Below are 24,990 nucleotides of genomic sequence, written 5' to 3' on the forward strand. Positions count from 1 at the left end.
TTATCGGTAATCTCACTGTTAAAGAACAATTCCGCTCCCGAATAAAAACGACACGTCTCAAAACCAATCAGTCCAACCAATTTCGAAACGGTGCCGTGGAAGCAGCGAAGATGCGAACTATACGCCAGCATAAAATCTTTGTCAAACATATTTTGAAAATAATTTTCCCATTCGGACGCATTTATCAGAACCACAAAAGAAAATAATTTTTTGACATCAGCCCAACACTACTTTAGAATGCCGCTCTCTTGTGCTCTAGCCTTCTATGGCGGACACATTGGTATGTAGTATGAATCATTTTTAACCATATATATGGAGTTGAGTATGTACGCGGTCATAAAAACCGGCGGCAAGCAGTATAAAGTTGCTGTTGGCGAAAAATTGAAAGTAGAACAGATACCTGCCGAACTCGACAGCCAAATCGAACTGACTGAAGTTCTGATGATTGCTGACGGCGAGTCTGTGAAAGTAGGCGCACCCTTTATCGAAGGCGCAAAAGTAACAGCCAAAGTAGTGGCTCACGGCCGTGGCGAGAAAGTACGCATTTTCAAAATGCGCCGCCGTAAGCACTATCAGAAACGCCAAGGCCACCGTCAGAATTTCACCCAGCTTGAAATCGTGGCCATTGCCTGATTCCCATCGAGATTATTTCTAAGGAGTATTTAATATGGCAACCAAAAAAGCCGGCGGTAGCTCTAAAAACGGCCGCGATTCAGAAGCCAAACGCCTGGGCGTGAAAGCCTACGGCAACGAACTGATTCCCGCAGGTTCCATCATCGTTCGCCAGCGCGGCACCAAGTTCCACGCCGGCAACAACGTGGGCATGGGTAAAGACCATACCCTGTTCGCCAAAGTGGACGGCTACGTGGAATTCACCGTAAAAGGCGCCCACAACCGCAAAACCGTAAACGTTCGCCCTTACACTGGCGCCGACGAATAAGTAATCGGCCATATCGGCCAAACCAAGGATGCTGCTTCAGGCAGCATCCTTTTTTCATGCCGCGCTACACACTGTACTCATCCAAACCCGGCTGCCTGCCAACTGCTATAATCCCGCCATCCGTTTTTCAGGTAGCCTCATCATGCCCAGCACACAACCCATTCTCGCCATCACTTCCGGCGAACCCGCCGGCATCGGCCCCGACATCTGCCTCACCCTCGCCCGCACCAAGCTTCCCTGCCGCTGCGTTGTCCTCGGCGACAAACCGCTACTCGCCAGCCGCGCCCAACAACTCGGCTACCCAATCGCTATTTCCGATTACCAAACAAACCAAACCCCCGCCCCCGGCACATTGGAAGTCCTGCACATCCCGCTGGCCGCGCCCTGCCATGCCGGCAAGCTCGACTCCGCCAACGCCCGCTACGTCCTTGCCCTGCTCGACCGCGCCTACGCCGGCATCTGCCAAGGCGAATTCGCCGGCATGGTTACCGCCCCGCTGCACAAAGGCATCATCAACGACGCCGGCATCCCCTTCAGCGGCCACACCGAATACCTCGCCGCCATTAGCCACACCGAGCAAGTCGTCATGATGCTGGCCGGCAACGGCCTGCGCGTCGCCCTCGCCACCACCCACCTCCCGCTCAAAGACATCGCCGCCGCCATCACCCGCCCCCTGCTGCACCAAGTGTTGCATATTCTGCACACCGACCTGCAAACCAAATTCGGCATCGCCCGCCCCACCATCCTCGTGGCCGGCCTCAATCCTCACGCCGGTGAACAAGGCCACCTCGGCTGGGAAGAAATCCAAATCATCGAGCCCGAGCTGCAAGCCCTGCGCGCCCAGGGCCTCGACGTGCGCGGCCCCTACCCCGCCGACACCCTGTTCCAGCCCTTCCTGCTCAAAGATGCCGACGCCGTGCTCGCCATGTATCACGACCAAGGCCTGCCCGTGCTCAAATACGCCTCCTTCGGCCAAGGCGTCAACATCACCCTCGGCCTGCCCTTCATCCGCACCTCCGTCGATCACGGCACCGCCCTCGACCTCGCCGGCACCGGCCGCGCCGACCACGGCAGCCTGCTCACCGCCATCCAAACCGCCCTGGGCATGGCCGAACACTGGCAACGCCACCGCACCACCCGATAGCTGTGCACTATCACCCTAAAAGGCTACCTGAAAACCTCCCTTCGCACGGCAGGCAATTTATTTTTCAGGTAGCCTCTATGCCCGCCCATCCCATTGAATCAAATCACCCTTCCCCGCAAGCAAAGGCTACCTGAAAAATCCGCCACACCCCACGCCGCATCCCCGCCGCCCACAAGCAAAATCATTGAACCGAGTGTCCTTTTTCCCTATAATCGACACCCTTGTATGTATCTGAAGCCCGCAGCAGCCCATGGCCACACCCTTTATCGAAATGCAAAACGTCGCTTTTGCCTACGGCGACCGGCCCATCCTGAACAACGTCAGTTTTCAGGTAGCCCGAGGCGCGTTTGCCGCCGTGATGGGCGGCTCCGGCAGCGGCAAAACCACCCTGCTGCGGCTGATTACCGGCCAAATCCTGCCCACCGAAGGCCGCGTGCTCATCAACGGCCGCGACCTCGCGCAATTCAACGCCGGCGAGCTCTACCAACACCGGCGCAACATGGGCGTGCTGTTCCAGTTCGGCGCCCTGTTTACCGACTTGTCGGTGTATGAAAACGTGGCCTTCCCGCTGCGCGAGCAAACTGATCTGCCCGAAGAAATCATCCGCGACCTGGTGCAGCTCAAGCTCAACGCCGTCGGCCTCTACGGCACCGCCGACCTGATGCCCGACGAACTTTCCGGCGGCATGGCGCGGCGCGTAGCCTTGGCGCGCTCCATCGCCCTCGACCCGGCGCTCACACTCTACGACGAGCCCTTCACCGGCCTCGATCCGATTTCGCTGGGCGTGATTACCGACCTGGTGAGCAAAATCAACCGCGCGCTGCGCTCCACCAGCGTGATGGTTACGCACGACATCCGCCGCTCTCTGCAAATCGCCGACCAAGTGGTATTCCTAGCGCACGGCGAAATCCTGTTTTCAGGTAGCCCGGAAGAAATGCGCAGCCTGGATTCGCCGTGGATACACCAATTTGTCAACGGCCTGCCCAACGGCCCGGTCGCCTTCCGCTATCCGGCGGAAACCAACGTACAACAAGCATTGCTCAAGCGCTGACTATGGAATTTTTTCGCACGATAGGCCGCAAAACGCTGGCTTTTTTGCAGGAATTGGGCAAAACCACCCTGTTCCTGTTCGCCGTATTGGCACGCTCCGGCACCTTGCTGCCGCGCCTGCGGCTGGGCATCCGCCAAATGTATTTCACCGGCGTGCTCTCCATCATCATCATCGCCGTGTCCGGCCTGTTTGTAGGCATGGTATTGGGTTTGCAGGGCTACACGCAGCTAGCCAAATTCAAATCGGCCGACATTTTGGGCTATATGGTGGCCGCTTCGCTGCTGCGCGAATTGGGGCCGGTGCTGGCGGGCATCCTGTTTGCCAGCAGCGCCGGCGGCGCGATGACCAGCGAAATCGGCCTGATGAAAACCACCGAGCAGCTGGAGGCAATGAAGGTGATGGCGGTGGATCCCGTTGCCCGCGTGGTGGTACCGCGCTTCTGGGCGGGCGTGCTGTCGATGCCGCTCTTAGCCTCCATCTGCAATGTGGCCGGAATTTACGGCGCCTACCTTATCGGCGTGCGCCATCTGGGCTTGGACAGCGGCATTTTCTGGTCGCAGATGCAGTCGAACATCGATTTCGGCTACGATGTGGTAAACGGCCTGATTAAATCCGCCGTGTTCGGCGTGGCCATTTCGCTGATTGCCGTGTATCAAGGGTTCCACTGCCGCAGCACGCCGGAAGGCATCTTGCGCGCCAGCACCCGCACCGTGGTGAGCAGCGCGCTCACCGTTTTGGCCTTGGATTTTGTCTTAACTGCCATCATGTTTATCGGATAAACGGATTATGAAAAGAAGCACTTTAGAACTTTGGGTTGGCATTTTTGTGGCTTTGGGCATTGCCGCCGTGGTATTTTTGTCGCTGCGCGTGGCCGGCGGGCAATCGTTTGCCAAGCAATCGTACTACACCGTTTCCGCCAGCTTTACCGACATCGGCGGTTTGAAAGTGAAAGCGCCGGTGAAAGCTTCCGGCGTGGTGGTCGGCCGCGTTTCCTCCATCGAGCTTGACCCGAAAACCTACCGCGCAAACGTGGTGCTGAATATCGACAACCAATTCCGCTTCAGCACCGACGTTTCTGCCGAAATCCTCACTTCCGGACTTCTGGGCGAGCAATACATCGGCCTGCAGCAAGGCGCGGAGGATACCGAGCTGAAAAACGGCGACACCATCGAAATCACCAGCTCCGCCTTGGTGCTGGAGCAATTGATTGGCAAGTTTATGACCAACTCCGTAGAAAAAAACGGCGCCACGCAGTAAACACACCGCAACATTTCCATTTTTTACTTTGAAAGGACAAACTCCATGAAAAAATCCGCATTCACCGCCGCCTTAAGCATCGGCATCATGAGCATCGGCCTGGCTTTCGCCACCCCGCAGCAGGCCGTGGACCAGCTCAAACAAAACAGCACCCAAATCCTGAACATCCTGCAACGCGCCAGCGGCAACAACGACGTGCAGGTGCGCCGCCAGGCCGAAAACTACGCCATCCCCTATTTCGACTTCACCCGCATGACCGAGCTGGCCGTGGGCGCCAACTGGCGCAGCGCCACCCCCGCGCAGAAAACCGCGCTCACCGAGCAGTTTAAAACCCTGCTCATTCGCACCTATTCCGGCACCATGCTGCAATACCGCAACGCCAATGTAGTTATCCGCAACAACCCCGTGCAGCGCGGCAACAGCATCATCGTTACCGCCGACGTGACCCCCAGCGGCGGCAAACCGGTAACCATGGATTACACCATGTACCAAAGCGGCGGCAAATACCGCGTGTATAACGTGGCCGTGGAAGGCGCCAGCCTGGTTACCGTGTACCGCAGCCAGTTCAACAACACCATCGCGCAGAAAGGCATCGACGGCCTAATTCAGGAACTGCGCAGCAAAAACGGCAACTAAGGCCATGCACAGCGAATGCCGCGACGGCGCGGTGTATGTGAGCGGAGACGTTACCGTATCCACGGTTACGGCTCCGCTGTTTCGCGCCTACTGCCAACAATTAGGCTACCTGAAAAACAGCAGCCGCCCCACCGTCGATTTCTCCGGCGTCGGCCAAGCCGACTCCGTATGCATTTCGCTTCTGGCCGCCGCCAAACGCAGCCTGCCCGAAGCCGACTGGGCATTTCCCGGCATTCCCGCCGGCGTGGCCGAGCTGGCCAAACTGTATGAAGTAGGCGATTGGATTCCCTCATGAAAAAACTGCTCACCCTCACCCTGCTCGCCCTCAGCCTCAGCAGCAACGCCCTGGCCGAAGGCGTCGCCTACGACCCCTACGAAGGCTACAACCGCTTCATGTTCGGCGTGAACGACCGCATCGACCGCCATGTATTGTCGCCCGCCGCCCGCGGCTACCGCGCCGTTACGCCCAAGCCCGTTCGCAGCGGCATCGGCAACTTTTTCAACAACCTGCGCGACATCGTGAGCGTGGGCAGCAATCTGCTGCGGCTCGACATTTCCAAAGCCGGCACCGACCTCGTGCGCGTCGGCATCAACACCACCTTCGGCTTCGGCGGCCTGATCGACATCGCCGGCGAAGCGCAAATGCCCAACAACAAAAACACCCTCGGCGACACCTTCGCCAGCTGGGGCTGGAAAAACAGCAACTACTTCGTCTATCCCCTGCTTGGCCCCAGCACCGTGCGCGACGCCGTCGGCAACACCATCACCAGCGCGTATTCGCCCGAATCCGCCCTCTTCGGCAACGGCAGCGGCTATTGGGCCGCCACCGGCGTGAAAGTGCTCGACACCCGCGCAAGCCTGCTCGACCTCACCGACAGCGTCGAGCAAGCCGCACTCGACCGCTACGCCTTCGTCCGCGACGCCTACATGGCCGCCCGCGCCAAACAAACCGGCACCACCCTGCCCGGCAGCCAAGACGACTACGTGCCCAGCTTTGAAGAAGGCGGCAACAACGCCGACAACGCCCCCGCTGCGGACACAAGCAGCACCGCCCAAACCGTGAGCACCCCCGCGCCCACCGCAGGCAACCTGCCCGCCACCCCAGCAGCCGAAGCGGCCGCCGAAGCCGCAGCGCCTGCTAACAACACAGGCAGCCCGCTTCCGCCCAACACCATCCGCGTGGAAACCGAGCGCCCATAGCCCATGCCGCCGTTTCCGCCGGCAAAATTTTCAGGTAGCCTTCCATCTGTCCGGGCTACCTGAAATCCCAGTATTCACCCGTGCAACCAATCAAACAGCGATTGCGCGGCTTAAACAGTTTTCAGGTAGCCTCTATCCCGTTCCAAAGGCTACCTGAAAACGAGCAAAGCGAGTTTCGCTAAAACGATGTCTTGGCGTAGCCAAGGCTGAGTTTCTGCGAAGCTAAAAATATCAATACTCACCTATCAAAGGAGCAAATCATGTACGAAGTTAACCGCAGCCTATTCCGCCTCGTGCCGCTGCAACCCTTTTGGAACTGGCTCGACAGCCTGCCCGACACCGACCTCGACGGCCTCACCCTGCAAGAAATGCAAGACAACGCCAACGCCTACCTCGTCAACCCCTGCGACGACCTCGAAGAAGTGTGGGCCGAAATCAAGCCGCAAATCGAAGCCATCTTCGCCGCCGAGCTGGCCGACTGGTGCGAAGACGAAAACCAGTGGCCCGACCTGCACCCCGACATCTTCGCCGAATGGTTCCACATCCAATTCTCCCCCATCGTGGGTGATCTTTCCGCCCGCGAAGTAGAACGCGTGCCCTACGCGCCCATCGAAGATTAAGCCCGCCGCCATGCCACACCTCACCCGCCTCACCGTCCGCGGCTACCACCTCGACGTATACCGCCACGTAAACAACGCCCGCTACCTCGAATTCCTCGAAGAAGCCCGCTGGGATTATTTCGACCAACATGGCCTCGCCCCCTTCTTCCGCGACGGCGGCTACGGCATGGCCATCGTCCACATCGACATCCGCTACCGTCGCGCCGCCCTCCTGGGCGATAAGCTCGAAATCGAAACCGCCTTTGCCGGCATCAGCCGCCGGGAAGCCCTCATCCGCCAAACCATCCGCCAAGCCGGCAACCCGCGCATCCTGGTGGAGGCCGACGTTACCTTTATGCTCATCGACCCCAGCTCCGGCCGCGCCATCAGCTTCCCCGAAAACCTGCGCCACACCATCGCCGCCCAAATCCCCCCAGCGGAGGACGCAACATGAAAAAATGGCTCGGCACCTTCCTCTTCGCCGTGGTGCTCGCTGCCGCCGGCTACATCCTGCTCTCCCCCCAACACCAGCCCGCCCCCGCCTTCGCCCTGCCAAATCTGCAAGGCCAAACCGTGAACCAATCCGCCCTGCAAGGCAAAGTCACCCTCATCAACTTCTGGTTCCCCTCCTGCCCCGGCTGCGTAACCGAAATGCCCAAGCTCATCCAAATGGCGCACGACTACCAAGGCAAAAACTTCCAATTCATCGCCGTCTCCATCCCCGTCCCCAGCGACCCCCTGCCCGTGGTCAAAGCCTACGCCGAACAGCACCGCCTGCCCTTCACCGTGCTCTACGACGAACAAGGCCACACCCAGCAGGCCTACCAAGTTATCGCCGCCCCCACCTCCTTCCTGGTAAACAGCAAAGGGCAAGTGGTGAAAACCTTCGTCGGCGAGCCCGACTTCGCCGAAGTGTACCGCCTCACCGACAGCCTGCTGGCCGAATAAAGCCGCCGATATTTTTCAGGTAGCCTCCGTCTTTCTCGAAAAGGCTACCTGAAAACACCGGCACACCCTAAGCCCGCATCGCCATACCGACACAACCCATTTTTCAGGTAGCCTCCGCACCACAAAGGCTACCTGAAAAACACCCCAACCCCACAACCGACATCACACCATGAAACCCCAAAAACGCCCCCTCAGCGGCGTCCTCCTGCTCGACAAAGCCACCGGCATTTCCAGCAACAGCGCCCTCCAGCAAGCCCGCCGCCTCTACCGCGCCGGAAAAGCCGGCCACACCGGCGTGCTCGACCCCCTCGCCACCGGCCTCCTCCCCATCTGCTTCGGCGAAGCCACCAAATTCGCCCAATACCTGCTCGACGCCGACAAAGCCTACCTCGCCACCCTCCGCCTCGGCCAAGCCACCGACACCGGCGACGCCGAAGGCAGCCCCACCGACAGCTGCGACACCCCCGTCAGCCCAAACGATTTTCAGGTAGCCTGCAGCCAACACCTCGGCGAACAGCAGCAGCTCCCACCCATGTATTCCGCCCTCAAACACCAAGGCAAACCCCTCTACCAATACGCCCGCCAGGGCATCAGCATCCCCCGCGAGCCCCGCAGCGTCCGCATCCACGCCATCCAAATCCTCCGCTTCCACTACCCCGAAGCCCAAATCAGCGTGCAATGCAGCAAAGGCACCTACATCCGCACCCTCGCCGAAGACATCGCCAAAAGCTCCCACACCCTCGCCCACCTCACCGCCCTGCGCCGCACCGCCACCGCCGGATTCAGCATCGAACAAAGTCACAGCCTCGATCAATTAACCCCGCTCAGCGAAGAACAGCGCGACGCCCTCCTCCTCCCCTGCGACGTATTGGTGCAACACCTCCCCGCCCACACCCTGCCCGGCGCCGCCATCCAAGCCCTGCGCTTCGGCCAAACCCCCGCCGCCCCCGCCGGCCTGCCCGAACACACCCCCCTGCGCATCTACAGCGAAAGCGGCGAATTCATCGGCCTTGCCAGCGCCCAAGCAGGCTACCTGAAAGCCGTCCGCCTGATGAGCACGTAAGCCGTTTGAATTTATCCTTTGCCTGCCGCGTGTTAGAATACAACCCATTACAAACCTTATCCCGATTTCGCCCAAACTGAAATCGGCCCAACCCCTCAATATTTCCCACCACAGGAGCATTCATTATGAAAACTTCTACCCTACTCGCCCTCACCCTCGCCGCCTTCGGCCTCTCCGCCTGCGCTGGCGGCAGCAGCGGCAGTATTTTAGGCGACGGCAGCCACAATCCGAGCCCTAACCCAAATCCAAACCCACAGCCGAACCCGCAACCGGATCCCGTGGTTTCCCGCACAAATCACCGGCTGCAAATTACTCCAGGTAGTTATGCCTTTATCGCTGCCAATGCACAACAGTTTGCCGATAGCGGCCGAATCAACCAACTCATCGTAGAAGGTAAAACCATCGATATTATTCCCGATGGTATCACTGCCGGCACCACCTATTCAGAACCCCCCACCCCCTCACGCGAACGTGCGGTCGGCAGCTCTTCCCTGTCCTATACCCGATTCGGTTATGTTCGCGACAATACGGCCAACGGCTACATGGTAGCGCAAGGCGAAACCGCAACCGATATGCCGACCACGGGTTCAGCCGTTTATAACGGGTATGCTGTGCTCGCCAAAGTGGGCGGCTCCGGACTCTCCACAGGCTCATCCCGCTTTGATGTCAACTTCGATGGCGCTCAACCGGGCATATCCGGCATCATCAATGTCGACTCAGACACCATTACATTAGGTGATTTCGGCAGAGGCCAAATTGCCGGTTCCAACTTCAGCGGCACCGGTTCCGGCACCGGCAGTGGTCCTGTCTCTTTCCAAGGCAGCTTCTACGGCCCGAATGCCGCAGAATTGGGCGGTGTTTTCCACAAACAAGGTGAATACAGCGGCGCATTCGGTGCAGCCAAACAACCGCAACAACCATAATCTTGGTATCTGACAAACAGGCTACCTGAAAAAATTTCAGGTAGCCTGTTCCTTATCCTGCACGAAGATGCTTATTCCGCCCCTTCGGCCTCAAGCCACAGCCGCAGTGTTTCCAAGCCCTGCCCGCCGGCCTGCAAAGCCTTCCCCGCCGCCGCGTGTTTGATCACCGCAAGCTGCACAAACACCCCTTCGTGCGCCGCATTGTTGATGACGATGCCCGCCTCTTCGCCCTCTGCTTCCACTTTGCTGCCGATGGCCACCGCCTGCGTGCTGCGGGTGAGCGCCAGGCCGCGCCGCACTTGGCCTCGGTATTGGGCGCGGGCGATGATTTCCTGCCCCGGGTAGCAGCCTTTTTTGAAGTGCACCGCGCCGAGCCGGTGTTGGTTCAGCATTTGCGCCACGCAGCTCTCGACGGTGGCCTGCGCAATCCACGGCCTGCCCTGCAAAATTTCGGCGGCCAGCCAGGCTTCGGCGGCGGCAGGCTGCTCGGCATCGGGCAGCGGCTGCGGGCTAAGCAGGATTTGGTTGCCGCCGGCCAGCGTGATGCGGATCAGCCCCTCGGCGCTTTCTGGCGCGGCCAGCTTCAGCGCCGCCGGGTCGATGCCCTCCGCCGCCGCGCCGCTGAGGCCGTATGCCTGCCAAGCGCTGTCGGTATGGAACACGGTTTTGCTGCGCAACACAAACATGCGCAGCCGCTTCACCGTGCTTTCCAGCAAATCCGCCGCCATCAGCAGCAGAAAACCCTCGGCGCGGCGCACCACCAGCATGTTGGCCAACACGCGCCCGCGCGGTGAGTTGTAGGTGGCGAAGCAGGCCTCGCCGGGCTGCAAATCCAAGATGTGGTTGGAAAGCTGGTTGTGCAGGAAATCGGCGGCGTCTTGTCCATCCACTTCCACCACACCGAAAAAGGGCAAACGGAACGGGGCATTCATGGCTTCACTCCCTTGATGTGTTTAATAATTTTTCTCGCCGAAAAAAGCGTAGGTGGCATCGTAGAACAGCTCGCTCTGCGCGCTGTCTTCGTATTCCAAGCGGTTCAGCTCGCTGTCGAAACCGGCGCGGACGGCCTCCAGCGCGTCTTGCACCAAATCGGCGGGCAGGCTGCCCAGCAGGCTTTTCATCGCGCTGCCCAACACCAGGTTTTGCACGCGCAAGGCTTCGCAGCTTTCTTCCAAATAGCTGATTCTTTGTTCGATTTCTTCCATTTCCTCATCCTTTTCAAAGGCGGCGCACGGCGCCGGAACATGCGGCGGATTATAAGCCCAAGCCCTCCGCTTGGACAGCAGGCAGCCCACTCCTCCCCAATTTATGAAATAATACCGCCTACCAGTTTTTCAGGTAGCCTCTGCGGCACAACAGGCTACCTGAAAAAGAAAAGATGGATTAAAAACACCGCCTCACCATTCTTCGGGAAACCGCCATGACCTCACCCCAAGACAACATCGTCTTCACCCTCACCGACGACACCCCCGCCCCCCAGCCCGCGCCCGCCGCCGAAGCAGAAGACTGGGAAAAAGGCCTGGAGCGCCTGCAACAAAATCGCCGCCACCTTGCCCGCCAAAGCCACCAGCCTGCCGCCGAAGCCGCCCAATCCAACCGCCATGCCGCCGCAGCGCCCGCCCCGTTCGTGCAGCCTGCTGCGCCCGTGCCGCCCGTGGCCACGCCCGCTCCCGAACCGCGCCCGCAAGCCGCGCCAAGCGTGCAAACGACAGCATCCGCCCCCCGCCCCGCCCCGTCCCACCTGCTCAGCAGCAGCCGCGGCCGCCGCCTCAACCTCAGCGAGCAAAAGCAGGCCTACCAAGCCTACCTTGAGCATTGGCAGCAGCAGCACAACCTGCAAACCGCCGCCTCCGAAGCCGAGCTGAACAACCCGCAAATCCTGTTTCAAGAAGACTGGCTCAACGCCCAAAACGCCCTGCACATCGGCCGCGACCAGCCCATAGCCGAGCAGGCCACCGTATGGCTGGCCGAGCCACGCAGCCGCGTTACCCCCGAGCAGGAAATCACCGAGCAGATTGAGCAGGCGCAAGAAGCCCTCGCCGCCACGCCAGAAGCCGCCGACACAGACGGCAGCACTGCCGCGCTGGCCGCCGCCGCCGAAAAAATCGTCTTGCTCAACGTGTATGCCCCGCCCGCCCAGCCCGGCCGTCCCGTGCTCTGCCTCAGCGAGCCCGCCCTGCTCGCCGCCCTGGCCAACAAACTGCGCCCCCACCTGGCCGACGCCGTATCCGGCATGGTGAAAACCGCGCTGCAAAAGCAAACCGCGCTGATAATTCAAAATATGCAGCAATCCTTCCTGGAAGAAGTGCCCAAGCTGGTGGACGACGTGCTCGCCCACAACCTCGCCCGCGCACTCGCCGCCGTGAAGAAAGAGCAGCTCTAAGCCCGTTCTCACTATGGAAAGGCTACCTGAAAAATAGTGTTTCTGTTTTAGCTTCGCAGAAACTCAGCCTTGGCTGCGCCAAGACATCGTTTTTCAGGTAGCCTTTATCTTTATCAACACCCCGCCGCCGCCGGGCTGGTATAGTGGATTAACAAAAACCAGTACGGCGTTGCCTCGCCTTCCCGTACTACCCGTACTGTCTGCGGCTTCGTCGCCTTGTCCTGATTTTTGTTAATCCACTATAGAATCCCCTCATCCCCACCGCAACCCAAGGAGAAAGATCATGGATTTAACCCAACTGGCCGCCCACACCCGCGCCCTCGCCCTCGACATCCTGCACCAATCCGCCATCGGCGAAGGGCAGATATTCGTGCTCGGCCTTTCCACCAGCGAAGTCATCGGCGGGCGCATCGGCAAAGATTCCAACCAGGAAGTGGGCGAAGTCATCGTGAAAACCCTGCTCGACATCCTCAACGAGCGCAAAATCTACCTCGCCGTGCAAGGCTGCGAACACATCAACCGCGCCCTTGCCGTGGAGCGCGAGCTGGCCGAAAAATACGGGCTCGAAATCGTGAACGTGTTGCCCGGGCTGCACGCCGGCGGCAGCGCCCAACTGGCCGCCTTCAAATACATGCGCGACCCCGTGGAAGTGGAATTCATCACCGCCCACGCCGGCCTCGACATCGGCGACACCTCCATCGGCATGCACATCAAACACGTGCAAATCCCCCTGCGCCCGCAGCAGCGCGAGCTCGGCGCCGCCCACGTTTGCGCCCTGGCCAGCCGCCCGCGCCTCATCGGCGGCGAACGCGCCGGCCACTACAAAGACAGCATCCGCCGCGTGTGACGCCGCCAGCCGCGCAAAAGGCTACCTGAAAACGATGTTTCCGAAGGAAGCTGAGTTTCTGCGAAGCTAAAACGATGTTTCCGAAGGAAACGGAGTTTCTGCGCAGCTAAAATTTTTCAGGTAGCCTCCAAACCCAGGCATCCATGCCATACCTAACCACAAAGTACAAAGCCGCCATGTTGGACGAAAATTTTAAAGAGTATCTTGATGATGAATTAGGCAGAATCATGCCCGATATTCAAAAGGAATACCGCGATTTGTTTGCCTCTCTAGGATTTAACGAAACAAACCGCAGCTTCACCGAATTCTGGTCTGTATATAGCGATGAAATTTATGGGAAGTTTGGCTATTTAGTGGATTTATCCATGGATTTGGAAGACCCCTCGAGCAGCCAAACCGAAAGCTTAAGAGCCAACATCGGGCTGCCAAATCAATATTTCTCATTATTAAACAATGAGCTGGATGATTATATTCTGTATGACAAAGATACAGATGAAGTATTTTTCATTGAAGCTGAAAATATTAAAAAATTTATTGAAACCAAACAATTCAATAAACACTGGAACAGCTTTGAAGCTTTTATCAAAGACCACTTAAATTATCCGTAGCCGCATCCTATTCCCGTGCCAAGGAAGCTAATTCATCGTCCGCCCTACGGCTACCTGAAAATAAGCAGTTCACAGACATGGCCGATGGAGATTTTGCACAAGAATTTTGATTCACTGGAAATTGTTGCCGATCTCCCTCTCCACCAATTTATGGTGCTGGACGCAAAATAATTCGCTTCATATTCGACAACGCACGGTTCAGCGGCTTCGGCAATTTCCCAGCAAAAGGCTACCTGAAATTTTTCAGGTAGCCTTTTATGCAACCCCATCAAGCTATCTGTTCCGCCGCGCCGCTTCCGCGCGCTGCATGATTTCTTCATAAAATTCGGGCGGCACGGCGTCTTTCAGGCGCACGCTTTTCAGGCCGAGCTCGCGCAGCATCTGTTCGGCGGGCACTTCGGCGCGCGAGTTGGGTACGCGCCTGCCGTAGCGGCCGTATTCTTCCACGGCGTAGGTGTGCGCATTGAGGCGGCTGTAGCGCTTGCCACCCGTCCACCATTCGTTGCCGTCCACATAGGCCACGTTTTCCACAAAAATGCCGTTTTCGTAGTGGAACGCTTGGCCGTGGCGCCGGTTTTGTCGGTTTTGAAAATAGATTTCCACTTTCTGCGCACTGAGGCTGGGGTCGAGATAGGCCTGATAACAGATTTTTTCTCCGCCGCTCAATGGAGCGCAGCGGCTGGGGCTGTTGCGCACGAAGGCGCTGGAATCGCGGAATACGCCGGGCCCGGGCCGGGCAAATTGGGTGCGACTGCCTTGCCCGCTGCCGGATGGGCGCTGGCCTTGAACGTTGTAACCGTAGCCGGCCAAACCGGGGTCGTGCTGCAAGGCGCCGCGCGTGGCATCGTGGGCGTGGGCCGGCAGGGCGGCAATGGCCAGCACGGCGGCAAGGGAGAGGGATGGGCGCATGGGTTTCCTTTGGTATGAAGCTGGTTTGCGGGCGGCAGATTTTAGCACGGTGCAAGCGCTTGGGCTTTGGGCGTGAACCACCTCAGGCTACCTGAAAACCTCCGCTCCAAGGAATTGAAAACACCATGCCGCGAAGTGTTCGAGAGGCTGCAAATTTCAGGTAGCCTCATCCCGCCCCGCCAATGCTGCTACAATGCCCGCCTTTCCATTTCCCCATCCAAAGGCTGCCCAATATGCCCGCCGACCGCCACGCCGTATTTGAAAACCTCGCCGCCCCCGAAACCGCCGCCTTTGCCGCCGCCGAACACGCGCAAACGCAAGCCTGGCTGGAAAGCCAGCCCGATTACGAGCCGCTGCGCCGCGATATTTTGGCCGTGCTGCAAGACGAGCAGCAGATTCCGTTTTGCCAGGAGCACCGCGCGCGGATGTATCACTTCTATCAGAGCGAGGAATTTCCCAAGGGCGTGTACCGCGTGTGCAGCGCGGCTTCGTATCGCGCCGGGCTGCCGGAATGGGAAGTGCTGTTTTCGGTGGCGGATTTCGACGAAATTTTGGGCGCGGATGTGTATTTAGACGGCGTGTCGCACTATGTGGAGCAGCCGCACAAGGTGCTGCTTTCGCTCAGCCCGGGCGGCGGCGATGCGGCGTTCACGTTGGAGTTTGATTTGGAAACGCGCCAAGTGGTGCCCAACGGCTTCCACTTCCCCGCCGGCAAAAACCACATCGCTTGGCGCGATGAAAACAGCGTGTGGGTGTGCCCGGCTTGGGACGAGCGCCAGCTCACGGCTTCGGGCTACCCGCGCGAGGTGTGGCTGCTGCGGCGCGGTCAGAGCTTCGAGGAGGCTCAGCCGGTGTTGCAAACAGAAGCGCAATCGGTGTGGGTGCACGCCTGGCGCTATCTGGATGCGCAAGGCGCGCCGATTGATTTGCTGGAAGAAAGCGCGGGCTTTTTCAGCCGGCAATATTTTCAGGTAGCCTCAGACGGGGCGCTGCTGCCCTTGGGGCTACCTGAAAATGCGGAAATCTGCGGCTATCTGGGCGGCTGGCTGCTGGTGCTGCTGCGCAGCGGCTGGCAGCGGGCCAACCATGCTTACGCCGCCGGCAGCCTCTTGGCAGTGAAGCTGAACAAGGGCGCGCTCGGGCAGGCGCACTGCCTGTTTGCGCCGCAGGCCGGGCAATCGGTGGAAGGCGTGGAAACCACGCGCCATTTCGTGGCCGCCACCTTGCTGGATAATGTTTCAGGTAGCCTCAAGGCCTGGCGGCTGCACCAGGGACAATGGCAGGACGCCGCCGTTCCCGAGCTGCCGCTGGAAGGCGCGGCCGGCGTGGTGGAAATCGTCGATCAGCCGTGGGGCGGCGACGTGCTCTATATTGCCGCCAGCAGCTTCCTCTCGCCGCTCACGCTCTACACGCTGGATTTGCAGCGGCAGGAATGGTGCGTGATGCGACGCCAGCCCGCCCAGTTCAGCCCCGAAGGCTTGGCCGTGCGCCAGTTTCACGCCGTATCGGCCGACGGCGAACGCATTCCGTATTACCACGTGGGCGGCAACGAGCCAAACGTGCCCACGCTGGTGTATGCCTACGGCGGCTTCGGCGTGCCCGAGCTGCCGCATTATCTGGGTATCATCGGCCGGCACTGGCTCGCCCAAGGCGGCGCCTTCGTACTGGCCAACATCCGCGGCGGCGGCGAATTCGGCCCCGCCTGGCACAGCGCCGCCCAAGGCGCTGAACGCAAACACAAAAGCGCCGAAGACCTGGTGGCCGTGGCGCAGGATTTGGCCGCGCGGGGCTTGGCCGCGCCCGAACGCATCGCCCTGCAAGGCGGCAGCAACGGCGGGCTGGTGTGCGCCGCCGCCTACTGCCGCGCCCCGCAGAGCATCGGCGCGATGGTGTGCGAAGTGCCGCTCACCGACATGCTGCGCTATCCGCACCTCTCCGCCGGCGCCTCCTGGCTCGAAGAATACGGCAACCCCGACACCGAGCCCGACAGAGGCTACCTGAAAAAACTCTCGCCCTACCACAACCTGCACGCCTCCCAAGCCTACCCGCCCGCCCTCATCACCACCAACCTGAGCGACGACCGCGTGCACCCCGCCCACGCCCTCAAATTCCACGCCCGCCTGCGCGAAATCGGCGCGGAAAGCCGCCTCTATGCCCCCGAAGCCGGCGGCCACACCGGCAACGCCTCGCAGGAAGAAGTGGCCGCCGAGCTCGCCGCCGTGCTGCTCTTCCTCTGGCGCAGCATAGGCGCCCCGGCAGTAGGAAAGCGCGCATAGGTTGTTTGTTTATATTGGTTTTTTCACACAGTTTGCAAAGCCGCCGCGCTATGCTAATATGCGCACCGTTGTTTTCAGGTAGCCTGATTGCGCCGCGTATCGGCAAAGCCGCCGCTCATCCGCAACATACGGATAGCAAACTGCGGGCAAATCCGTTACAATGCCGCCTTTTAGAGAACTACCTTTAATTTTTTCCCGTTTATTAAGGACAAGGACCCCACAATGGAAAACATCGAACAACGCGTTAAGAAAATCGTTGCCGAACAATTGGGCAAGAGCGAAAGCGAAGTGAAAAACGAATCTTCCTTCAGCGAAGATTTGGGCGCCGACTCTCTGGACGTGGTTGAGCTGGTAATGGCTTTGGAAGAAGCCTTCGGCTGCGACATCCCCGATGAAGAAGCTGAAAAAATCACTACCGTTCAGCAAGCCATCGATTTCGTTACTTCCCGCTCCAACTAACCGGCAGCAGGTTTAACCGCAGAATACCGGCCTCTGCCTCGGGCGTATCGTTCGCCGGCGGCAGGGGCTTTTGTTATGCAGCCCGCCTTCGCGGCAGGCTGGAGAATTTCGGAAAACACAAGACAAAACAATCATGAGCCAAAGAAGAGTGGTGGTAACTGGATTGGGGCAGATTTCCCCGGTGGGCAACAACGTGGCCAGCGCCTGGCAAAACCTGCTGGCCGGCGTGAGCGGCATCGGCAAAATCACCCGTTTTGACGCCGGCGAGCTGAGCGCGCAAATTGCCGGCGAAGTGAAAGATTTCGACATCGGCGAATACATCAGCGGCAAAGAAGCCCGCCGCATGGACGCCTTCATCCACTACGGCATTGCCGCCGCCCTGCAAGCCATTGCCGACGCCGGGCTGGACGACTGCGCCAATCTCGACAAAACCCGCGTGGGCGTGAACATCGGCTCCGGCATCGGCGGCCTGCCCTCCATTGAAGCCACCGGCATCGTGGTGCACGAAAACGGCCCGCGCCGCATCAACCCCTTCTTCATCCCCGGCTCGCTGATCAACCTGATTGCCGGCCACGTTACCATCCTCAAAGGCTACCAAGGCCCCAGCTACGGCATCGTATCGGCCTGCACCACCGGCGCACACTGCATCGGCGACGCCGCCCGCATGATCCAGTACGGCGATGCCGACGTGATGGTGGCCGGCGGCGCAGAAGGCGCGGTGTGCATGCTCGGCGTGGGCGGATTTGCCGCCATGAAGGCGCTCTCCACCCGCAACGACGACCCCGCCACTGCCTCCCGCCCGTGGGACAAAAACCGCGACGGCTTCGTGATGGGCGAAGGCGCCGGCGTATTGGTGCTGGAAGAATACGAACACGCCAAAAAACGCGGCGCACAGATCTATGCCGAGCTGGCCGGCTTCGGCATGAGCTCCGACGCGCACCACATCACCGCGCCCAACGCCGAAGGCCCCGCCCTGGCCGTGGCCCGCGCCCTGAAAGACGCCGGCCTCAACCCCGGCGACATCGACTACGTGAACGCCCACGGCACCTCCACCCCGCTGGGCGACGCCAACGAAACCACCGCGCTGAAGCTGGCCTTCGGCGATCACGCCAAAAACCTGGTGGTCAATTCCACCAAATCCATGACCGGCCACCTGCTCGGCGGCGCCGGCGGCGTGGAAGCCGTGTATTCCGTGCTGGCGCTGCACCACCAAAAATCGCCGCCCACCATCAACATCTTCGAGCAAGACATCGAAGGCGGCTGCGATTTGGATTATTGCGCCAACGAAGCCCGCGACCTGCCCATCCGCGCCGCCATTTCCAACTCCTTCGGCTTCGGCGGCACCAACGGCACCCTCGCGTTCAAACGCTTCACCGGCTGATTAACGCAAGCACCGAAAGCAAAGAAGGCTACCTGAAAACGCAGCAAAGCTAAAACCCGTTTGCCGTTTTTCAGGTAGCCTTTATCGCCAGCAATCCACACAGGAGCAACCCATGCAAATCTGCATCATCGGCGCCGGCGCCTGGGGCACCGCCCTCGCCATCCACTTCGCCCAAAACGGCCAACAAGTCAGCCTGTGGACGCGCGAACGCGAACACGCCACCGCCATGCGCGCCGAACGCAGCAACACAGGCTACCTGAAAAACTTCCCCTTCCCCGCCACACTCAGCATCGCCGACACCCCGCCCCCCCGGCCCGACCTCGTCATCATCGCCACCCCCACCGCCGGCCTGCGCGGCAGCCTGCAAACCCTCCGCCAATGGGGCTGGAGCAACATCCCCCTCCTCACCGCCTGCAAAGGCTTCGAGCAAGGCAGCGGCCTGCTGCCCCACCAAGTCGCCCGCCAAGAGCTGCCCGACAACAGCCGCATCGGCATCCTCTCCGGCCCCAGCTTCGCCCAAGAGCTCGCCCAGCAGCTGCCCTGCGCCGTTACCCTCGCCTCAAGCAACCTGCCCTGGGTCGAAAGCCTCGCTGCCGAGCTCAGCTCCGCCGTGCTGCGCCTCTATGCCAACGACGACATGGTCGGCGTGGGCGTGGGCGGCGCCGTGAAAAACGTAATGGCCATCGCCGTGGGCATTGCCGACGGCCTGCAATACGGCCTCAACGCCCGCGCCGCCCTGATGACGCGCGGCCTGGCCGAAATCAACCGACTGGCGCTGGCCCTGGGCGCCAAACAAACCACCCTGATGGGCCTCGCCGGCATGGGCGACCTCATCCTCACCTGCACCGGCGCCCTCTCCCGCAACCGCCAAGTCGGCCTCAAACTCGCCGAAGGCAAACCCCTGCCCACGATTCTTGCCGAGCTCGGCCATGTGGCCGAAGGCGTGTACACCATCCGCGAAGCCGGTGTGCAAGCCGCCAAACTCGGCATCGACATGCCCATCACCCGTATCCTAAACGAACTCTTAGACGGCAAAATCAACGTCGGCAGCGTGGCCGAGCGACTGATGCTGCGCGAAATCCGCGTGGAATAACGCGTAAATTTACCCGCCGCCGCTTCCGAGCGGCACAAGTTTCAGTATAATGCGGGCAGACTATCGCGCCCGCCCGGATTCGCGCCGGCGCCCAAGATTGACAAAGGCAGATTCATGAACAGCCAATTAGAGCATTTGCAAACCTCCATCGAAACCCTGGTGGGCAGATACCAATCCGCCGTGCGCGAAAAACAGGCGCTGCACAAAAAAATCGGCGAGATGGACGCCGCCTGGCAGAAACAACGGCACGACCACCGCGCCACCATCGACGGCCTGCAACTGGCCTACAGCGAGCGCATGACGCGCATGGAACGCGAGCTCACCGGCCAAATCGAAGCCTTGCAGCAGGAAAACGCCGCCTACCGCAAGCTGCTGGCAGAAAGCGCCGAAAGCATCCGCGCCCTGCTCGACCGGCTGCCCGTGTCCGCCCAAGAGGAGCAGGCAGCATGAGTATCGAACAAGTAAACGTGGATATTTTGGGCCGCCAATTCAACATCGGCACGCCCAACAGCGAAAAAGAAACCCTGTTGCAGGCCGTGCACATGCTGAATCAGAAAATCGGCGTGATTCAGTCTTCCGGCCGGATTGTGGAAACCGACAAAATCGTGATCATGGCCGCGCTGAACCTCACCCACGATTTGCTCAAAATGAGCGCGAAAGACGGTTTGGCAATCGGCGAAATTGAGCGTAGAATAAGCACCATAATAGAAAATTGCGATAAAGCACTTGATTTGGAAAAATAAATTAGTTATTCTTCTTTTAACCCTGCGGTGTTCGCGAAGGCATACCATTCCTTTGAACCAATAACATCGCTTCAGGCTGCAGATTGTGTGGTGGGCGCGCGCGTTCCCCGTGAACGTACCCGAAACTGCCGAAAGTGGCCAACCTTGACTCAAGGTTCAAGCGAATCCAGCCCAACGGCACTCGCGGGGTTTCCCCATAAAAAATCCGGTATCTTGCATACCGGATTTTGTTTTGCGGAGCGGCTTGGACAGCGCGTTGATGTATGATGCCGGCACGTTTATTTTTCAGGTAGCCTGCTGCCCAGACAAAGGCTACCTGAAAAATCAGGACTAATGGCCAAATGGAATACCCAAACCCAGTTTAGCGCCCCGGCTCTACACGGTTGGAGCGAGAGAACTGGCCAGTATTTCGCTCCCCAACCAGCCGCTGCAATCGAGCGGGGCGGGCTAATGCTTGCGGCTGTGGTTTTCGATGCCGTCGCACACGGTGGCGAGGAAGTCGAGGTATTTGGGGTCTTCGTCTGCCCACAAATCTTCTTCGCCCAAGGCATAGGCGCGGATGAGTTCGTCGGCGGCGCACTCGTGATTGCCGAGCTCGAATTGGGCTTGGCCGAGGCGCAGGTGCAGGAAGGGGTTGCCGATGGCGTCGGGGCAGTGCATGGCGTGGCTGAGGGCTTCGCGGGCGGCTTCGTGCCGGCCGCGCAGGAATTCGGTGTCGCCGATGGCGGCGAGTATCCAGGTGGCGGCTTCCCATTCGGTTTGCGGCTCGGGCAGCAAATCCCAGGCTTGCCAGTAGTGTTCCAGCGCTTCAGCGTGGCGGGATTCATCGGCCAGCGTATCGCCTTGTTCGCACAGGGTGGTGATTTGCTGGTAGGTGTGGTCGTTAAGTTCGGCCATGGCGGTTTCCTTTGTTTGAGATGCGCCGCATTATACAGGCTACCTGAAAAATGCTTGGCGGTTTTTAGCTTCGCAGAAACTCAGCCTTGGCTGCGCCAAGACATCGTTTTCAGGTAGCCTCTTCTCCTTGCCCGCGTGATAATATGCGCCGTCTTTTGTTCACATCACACCGCCGCCATGACCGCCCAACAACGCATCCGCGATCTCACTCTCCAGCTAAACCGCTACGCCCGCGAATACTACACTTTGGACGCGCCCACCGTGCCCGACAGCGAATACGACCGCCTGTTCCGCGAACTCGAAGCCCTGGAAGCGGAATATCCGCAGTTCAGGCTGCCTGAAAGCCCCACGCAGCGGGTGGGCGGCGCGGTGTTGGACGGCTTCGAGACCGTTGTCCACGCCGTGCCGATGTTGTCGCTGAACAACGCTTTTTCGCCGCGCGACTACGACACGGGCGCGTTCGACCATGCCGAATTTTTGGCGTTCGACGAGCGCGTGTGCAAGGAACTGGGCGTGGCGCAGACCGAATACGCCGTCGAGCCGAAGTTTGACGGGCTGGCCGTCAGCCTGCTGTATCAAAACGGGATTTTGGTGCAGGCGGCCACGCGCGGCGACGGCACCACGGGCGAAAACGTTACCGAAAACATCAAAACCGTGCGCAACATCCCGCTGAAACTGCACGGCGACACGCTGCCTGAAATGATGGAAGTGCGCGGCGAAGTGCTGATGCTGAAAGCCGATTTTGCCGCGCTGAACGAACGCCAGCTCGCGGCGGGGCAGAAGCCTTTCGCCAATCCGCGCAACGCCGCCGCCGGCAGCCTGCGCCAGCTCGATTCCAAAATTACCGCGCAGCGCAAACTGCATTTTTTTGCTTACGGCATCGCCCAACTGGCGGGCATCCCAAGGCAGCCTGAAAGCCATATCGAAGAACTCGCGCTGCTGGGCGAACTCGGCTTTTCGCTGCCCTACGGCTATTTCGGCGTGTACACCGGCGCGGCGGCCGTGTTGCGCGAATACGAGCGGCTGGCCGAACACCGCCCGAATCTGCCGTATGAAATTGACGGCATGGTGGTCAAGGTCAATTCATTGGCCGAACAGCGGCAACTCGGCTTCGTGTCGCGCGCGCCGCGCTGGGCGGTTGCCCACAAATTCCCCGCCGAAGAGGCCCTCACCACGGTGGAAGCGATTGACGTGCAGGTCGGCCGCACCGGCGCGATTACCCCCGTGGCGCGGCTTGCGCCCGTGTTCGTGGGCGGCGTAACCGTAACCAACGCCACGCTGCACAATCAGGACGAAGTGGCGCGCAAAGACGTGCGTGTGGGCGACACCGTGGTGGTGCGCCGCGCGGGCGACGTGATTCCCGAAGTGGTGCGCGTGGTGCTGGAACGCCGCCCGATGGTGGAAAAGCAGCCTGCACCCGATTTGTTTTCAGGTAGCCTCAAAGAACCGCAGTACGACCCGTTCAGGCTGCCTGAAACCTGCCCCGTGTGCGGCAACGCGGTGGAACGCGAAGCCGGCGAAGCCGTCGCCCGCTGCACCGGCGGAATGCTCTGCCAGGCCCAGCGCGCCCAAGGGCTCATCCATTTCGCCAGCCGCAAGGCGATGGACATCGCAGGGCTGGGCGACAGGCAAATCGAAGCCCTCGTCGCGCAAGACGTGCTGCACAGCTTTGCCGATATTTATCAACTGGATATTGCCAAGCTGCAAACCATTAAAGACAGCAAATCCGCCGCCACCAAATGGGCGCAGAACATTTTGGACAGCATCGCCCAAAGCCGCACACCGCCGCTCGCCCGCTTCCTGTTCGCCCTCGGCATCCGCCACATCGGCGAAAGCACCGCCAAACAGCTTGCCGCCACCTTCGGCAACCTCGACACCGTGCGCCGCGCCCCCCAGCCCATACTCGCCTGCCTGCCCGACATCGGCAGCGTCGTCGCCCATGCCGCCGCCCACTATTTCAGGCAGCCTGCACAGCAGAAAATGTTGGACGACTTATTGCAGCACGTTGCCCCGCAGGCCGCCGCCCCGTCGCCCCAAGCCCGAGAATACGCCGCGCCCGAGCAATGGCTGCAACGTCTGCCCAATATCAAACTCAGCGAAAAACGCACCGCCGAACTCTGGCAGCTCGCCGGCAGCCTGCACGCCCTAACCGCCGACCCCGCCCTGCCGCAGGAATGGCAAGACTGGCGCAGCCAGCCTGAACACGCCAAACTGTTGCAGGAAATCACCGCCTTCACGGAAGGGCTGCCTGAAAAAAGTGCGGACGGCGTTTCAGGCAGCCTGCACTCCGAAAACAGCGCAATCGCAGGCAAAACCTTTGTGCTCACCGGCACGCTGCCCACGCTGAAACGCGACCAGGCCGCCGCCCTGATAGAAGCCGCCGGCGGCAAAGTGAGCGGCAGCGTGTCCAAAAAAACCGACTTCGTGGTGGCGGGCGAAGCCGCCGGCAGCAAGCTGGAAAAGGCGCAGAGCTTGGGCGTGGCTGTGTTGAGTGAGGAGGAATTGCTGGGGATGCTGGGAGAGACTACCTGAAAAATATGCCGCATCCTGCCAGACTGCAGCAACTACCCGCAGGAACAGTACATTAAACTCACTTGCAAGTTGTATAGCCCGCATGCCTTTGCATCAATGCTTGCCACGCTTCTTCTCAAGAAAAGCAAAAATGTTGAATATTTATTTCCAAGACACCAGCGGATACCGATATTTGGATTTGGACACCGATGAGCACACCATTCAGGCCGCCATTTCCCACTTAAAAGAAAAAACAGGAATCTATTTAGACCCTTACGGCGACACCAAGCTCTATCCCGCTCATCAGCAGATTTTGGCCAATTACCTGCAGGCTGTTCACGGATACGGCGAAATCATAAAGTTTCTATCAAAAAAGCATGGAGTTAGATGCCGTTATCTATTGCCGTGGGGATTGATGCCGAAGCGTGGCAATCCTTGCCGCTTTTCAACCCAACTCCATCAAGGAGCCCTATGTTTTCTTTTTTCAAGCAACTACTTGCCCAATCCGAGCCGCCATTTCCGCGCAACCGTTTTGCCGGCACCAACTGGGCGCAAGAGCTGGCGGCCGCCACCCGCCGCTTGTGCAACGAAAGCGGCAGCTACGCGGAGCATGGCGCCTATACCGAATTGGAATTGGGCGCGGGCGCCGGCCATATTGTCTTATATTTCAAAAACGAATACGAAGCCGAGATGGCGGAAATTTTGAGCGCCCTAAACGAAATAGACAACCAAGTTCAGGCCGATTGCGAACGCGCTGCCGCATCGCCCGTGCCCGAAGCGCACCGCCAAACCGGCTGGACGCAGGAGCGTTGGCGCAAAGCGCATCAATTCAGCGTATCCATCGTTTGCTATGAAGCCGAGCCGCCGCAAATCGATTATGGCGCCGACCATGCGAACAGCGAATTTTCCGTTTACCTCGGCAAGGCTGGCGGCAGCTGGCAGGCGTTTTGGGATAGGGAATTGGAACGGCCTGTTTGATGGCGGCTTCCAATATGCCGATAAAGGCTACCTGAAAAAGTTTTCACCCATTGAACTGCGTTGAAGCGATTTCAGCTTCGCAGAAACCCAGCCTTGGCTGCGCCAAGACATCGTTTTCAGGTAGCCTTTACCTTTCCCGCCGAA

Annotated in this window: 30 protein-coding genes and 1 other RNA gene; 27 read left to right on the forward strand and 4 right to left on the reverse strand. The window is 59.7% G+C overall.

Annotation, left to right across the window (positions count from 1 at the left end; genetic code table 11):
- From A7P95_RS12045 to A7P95_RS09280, 15 genes are all read left to right on the forward strand, one after another.
- Nucleotides 1–206: hypothetical protein (locus tag A7P95_RS12045; RefSeq protein WP_218916370.1), on the forward strand; the 206-nt coding region annotated here is incomplete at its 5' end.
- Nucleotides 207–324: 118 nt separating this feature from the next.
- Entirely contained in the window at nt 325–633 is a 309-nt protein-coding gene (rplU, locus tag A7P95_RS09215; RefSeq protein ID WP_156503572.1) for a 50S ribosomal protein L21, read from the forward strand.
- A 34-nt stretch (nt 634–667) separates the two neighbouring features.
- Entirely contained in the window at nt 668–940 is a 273-nt protein-coding gene (gene rpmA, locus A7P95_RS09220) for a 50S ribosomal protein L27 (protein ID WP_067594376.1), read from the forward strand.
- Between the two features lie 142 nt (nt 941–1,082).
- Nucleotides 1,083–2,084, forward strand: a complete 1,002-nt coding sequence (gene pdxA, locus A7P95_RS09225; protein ID WP_067594379.1) for a 4-hydroxythreonine-4-phosphate dehydrogenase PdxA — start codon at nt 1,083–1,085, stop codon at nt 2,082–2,084.
- A 250-nt stretch (nt 2,085–2,334) separates the two neighbouring features.
- Nucleotides 2,335–3,135 (forward strand): ABC transporter ATP-binding protein, encoded by an 801-nt coding sequence (locus A7P95_RS09230; RefSeq protein ID WP_067594382.1) that lies wholly within the window; start codon nt 2,335–2,337, stop codon nt 3,133–3,135.
- Between the two features lie 2 nt (nt 3,136–3,137).
- Entirely contained in the window at nt 3,138–3,914 is a 777-nt protein-coding gene (gene mlaE / locus A7P95_RS09235; RefSeq protein WP_067594385.1) for a lipid asymmetry maintenance ABC transporter permease subunit MlaE, read from the forward strand.
- A gap of 7 nt (nt 3,915–3,921) precedes the next feature.
- Nucleotides 3,922–4,392: an outer membrane lipid asymmetry maintenance protein MlaD gene (gene mlaD / locus A7P95_RS09240; RefSeq protein WP_067594389.1), complete on the forward strand. Its 471-nt coding sequence runs from the start codon at nt 3,922–3,924 to the stop codon at nt 4,390–4,392.
- A gap of 45 nt (nt 4,393–4,437) precedes the next feature.
- Nucleotides 4,438–5,028, forward strand: coding sequence for an MlaC/ttg2D family ABC transporter substrate-binding protein (locus A7P95_RS09245; RefSeq protein ID WP_067594392.1), 591 nt, complete (start codon nt 4,438–4,440; stop codon nt 5,026–5,028).
- Between the two features lie 4 nt (nt 5,029–5,032).
- Nucleotides 5,033–5,323 carry an STAS domain-containing protein gene (locus A7P95_RS09250; RefSeq protein WP_067594395.1) on the forward strand — a complete coding sequence of 97 codons (291 nt, stop codon included), beginning with the start codon at nt 5,033–5,035 and terminating at the stop codon, nt 5,321–5,323.
- Nucleotides 5,320–6,228 (forward strand): MlaA family lipoprotein, encoded by a 909-nt coding sequence (locus tag A7P95_RS09255; RefSeq protein WP_067594397.1) that lies wholly within the window; start codon nt 5,320–5,322, stop codon nt 6,226–6,228. The genes A7P95_RS09250 and A7P95_RS09255 overlap by 4 nt, the downstream gene beginning before the upstream one ends.
- A gap of 260 nt (nt 6,229–6,488) precedes the next feature.
- Nucleotides 6,489–6,848: a VacJ gene (locus tag A7P95_RS09260; RefSeq protein WP_067594400.1), complete on the forward strand. Its 360-nt coding sequence runs from the start codon at nt 6,489–6,491 to the stop codon at nt 6,846–6,848.
- 10 nt (nt 6,849–6,858) lie between these two features.
- Nucleotides 6,859–7,281 (forward strand): acyl-CoA thioesterase, encoded by a 423-nt coding sequence (locus tag A7P95_RS09265; protein ID WP_067594403.1) that lies wholly within the window; start codon nt 6,859–6,861, stop codon nt 7,279–7,281.
- A complete protein-coding gene (locus A7P95_RS09270; protein WP_067594406.1) occupies nt 7,278–7,775 on the forward strand; it encodes a peroxiredoxin family protein in 498 nt (165 codons plus the stop codon). The genes A7P95_RS09265 and A7P95_RS09270 overlap by 4 nt, the downstream gene beginning before the upstream one ends.
- A 169-nt stretch (nt 7,776–7,944) precedes the next feature.
- Nucleotides 7,945–8,838, forward strand: coding sequence for a tRNA pseudouridine(55) synthase TruB (gene truB, locus A7P95_RS09275; protein WP_067594409.1), 894 nt, complete (start codon nt 7,945–7,947; stop codon nt 8,836–8,838).
- Between the two features lie 125 nt (nt 8,839–8,963).
- Nucleotides 8,964–9,761, forward strand: a complete 798-nt coding sequence (locus A7P95_RS09280; protein ID WP_067594412.1) for a transferrin-binding protein-like solute binding protein — start codon at nt 8,964–8,966, stop codon at nt 9,759–9,761.
- A 71-nt stretch (nt 9,762–9,832) separates the two neighbouring features.
- On the opposite strand, the gene ygfZ is transcribed toward A7P95_RS09280, so the two are convergent.
- Both ygfZ and A7P95_RS09290 read right to left on the reverse strand, forming a co-directional pair.
- Nucleotides 9,833–10,693 carry a CAF17-like 4Fe-4S cluster assembly/insertion protein YgfZ gene (gene ygfZ, locus A7P95_RS09285; protein ID WP_067594415.1) on the reverse strand — a complete coding sequence of 287 codons (861 nt, stop codon included), beginning with the start codon at nt 10,691–10,693 and terminating at the stop codon, nt 9,833–9,835.
- A 21-nt stretch (nt 10,694–10,714) separates the two neighbouring features.
- Complete coding sequence (locus tag A7P95_RS09290) at nt 10,715–10,966, reverse strand: NGO1151 family protein (protein ID WP_067594418.1); 252 nt, start codon at nt 10,964–10,966, stop codon at nt 10,715–10,717.
- 215 nt (nt 10,967–11,181) lie between these two features.
- Here A7P95_RS09290 and A7P95_RS09295 point away from each other — a divergent pair, with 215 nt between their 5' ends.
- The 3 genes from A7P95_RS09295 (at nt 11,182) to A7P95_RS09305 (ending at nt 13,599) form a co-directional block, all read left to right on the forward strand.
- Nucleotides 11,182–12,144, forward strand: a complete 963-nt coding sequence (locus A7P95_RS09295; RefSeq protein ID WP_082890788.1) for a hypothetical protein — start codon at nt 11,182–11,184, stop codon at nt 12,142–12,144.
- A 283-nt stretch (nt 12,145–12,427) separates the two neighbouring features.
- A complete protein-coding gene (locus tag A7P95_RS09300) occupies nt 12,428–12,991 on the forward strand; it encodes a TIGR01440 family protein (protein WP_067594421.1) in 564 nt (187 codons plus the stop codon).
- A 143-nt stretch (nt 12,992–13,134) separates the two neighbouring features.
- Nucleotides 13,135–13,599, forward strand: coding sequence for a hypothetical protein (locus tag A7P95_RS09305; RefSeq protein WP_225747486.1), 465 nt, complete (start codon nt 13,135–13,137; stop codon nt 13,597–13,599).
- Nucleotides 13,600–13,872: 273 nt separating this feature from the next.
- Here the strand turns inward: A7P95_RS09305 and A7P95_RS09310 are convergent, their stop codons facing one another.
- A complete protein-coding gene (locus A7P95_RS09310) occupies nt 13,873–14,508 on the reverse strand; it encodes a hypothetical protein (protein ID WP_067594424.1) in 636 nt (211 codons plus the stop codon).
- A gap of 233 nt (nt 14,509–14,741) precedes the next feature.
- On the opposite strand from A7P95_RS09310, the gene A7P95_RS09315 reads away from it, so the two are divergent.
- The 7 genes from A7P95_RS09315 to ssrS all read left to right on the forward strand — a co-directional run bounded on the left by A7P95_RS09315 (nt 14,742) and on the right by ssrS (nt 20,654).
- Entirely contained in the window at nt 14,742–16,784 is a 2,043-nt protein-coding gene (locus tag A7P95_RS09315; protein WP_156503573.1) for a prolyl oligopeptidase family serine peptidase, read from the forward strand.
- Between the two features lie 222 nt (nt 16,785–17,006).
- Nucleotides 17,007–17,243 (forward strand): acyl carrier protein, encoded by a 237-nt coding sequence (gene acpP, locus A7P95_RS09320; RefSeq protein WP_003824915.1) that lies wholly within the window; start codon nt 17,007–17,009, stop codon nt 17,241–17,243.
- Nucleotides 17,244–17,376: 133 nt separating this feature from the next.
- Nucleotides 17,377–18,624, forward strand: a complete 1,248-nt coding sequence (gene fabF / locus A7P95_RS09325) for a beta-ketoacyl-ACP synthase II (protein ID WP_067594427.1) — start codon at nt 17,377–17,379, stop codon at nt 18,622–18,624.
- Nucleotides 18,625–18,736: 112 nt separating this feature from the next.
- A complete protein-coding gene (locus A7P95_RS09330; protein WP_067594430.1) occupies nt 18,737–19,717 on the forward strand; it encodes an NAD(P)H-dependent glycerol-3-phosphate dehydrogenase in 981 nt (326 codons plus the stop codon).
- Between the two features lie 114 nt (nt 19,718–19,831).
- Nucleotides 19,832–20,167: a hypothetical protein gene (locus A7P95_RS09335; RefSeq protein ID WP_067594433.1), complete on the forward strand. Its 336-nt coding sequence runs from the start codon at nt 19,832–19,834 to the stop codon at nt 20,165–20,167.
- Complete coding sequence (locus tag A7P95_RS09340) at nt 20,164–20,460, forward strand: cell division protein ZapA (protein ID WP_067594436.1); 297 nt, start codon at nt 20,164–20,166, stop codon at nt 20,458–20,460. Before A7P95_RS09335 ends, A7P95_RS09340 begins: the two co-directional genes overlap by 4 nt.
- A gap of 16 nt (nt 20,461–20,476) precedes the next feature.
- Nucleotides 20,477–20,654: non-coding RNA, 6S RNA (gene ssrS, locus A7P95_RS09345), on the forward strand.
- Nucleotides 20,655–20,907: 253 nt separating this feature from the next.
- Here ssrS and A7P95_RS09350 read toward each other — a convergent pair.
- Nucleotides 20,908–21,357, reverse strand: coding sequence for a tetratricopeptide repeat protein (locus A7P95_RS09350; RefSeq protein WP_067594439.1), 450 nt, complete (start codon nt 21,355–21,357; stop codon nt 20,908–20,910).
- A gap of 177 nt (nt 21,358–21,534) precedes the next feature.
- On the opposite strand from A7P95_RS09350, the gene ligA reads away from it, so the two are divergent.
- Together ligA and A7P95_RS09360 are read left to right on the forward strand one after the other, a co-directional pair.
- Nucleotides 21,535–23,889, forward strand: coding sequence for an NAD-dependent DNA ligase LigA (gene ligA / locus A7P95_RS09355; protein WP_067594443.1), 2,355 nt, complete (start codon nt 21,535–21,537; stop codon nt 23,887–23,889).
- A gap of 450 nt (nt 23,890–24,339) precedes the next feature.
- On the forward strand, nt 24,340–24,846 hold the full coding sequence (locus tag A7P95_RS09360; protein ID WP_067594446.1) for a hypothetical protein: 507 nt from the start codon (nt 24,340–24,342) through the stop codon (nt 24,844–24,846).
- The last annotated feature ends 144 nt before the right edge of the window (nt 24,847–24,990 follow it).

The organism is Eikenella longinqua (assembly GCF_001648355.1).
GTDB classification, from domain to species: domain Bacteria; phylum Pseudomonadota; class Gammaproteobacteria; order Burkholderiales; family Neisseriaceae; genus Eikenella; species Eikenella longinqua.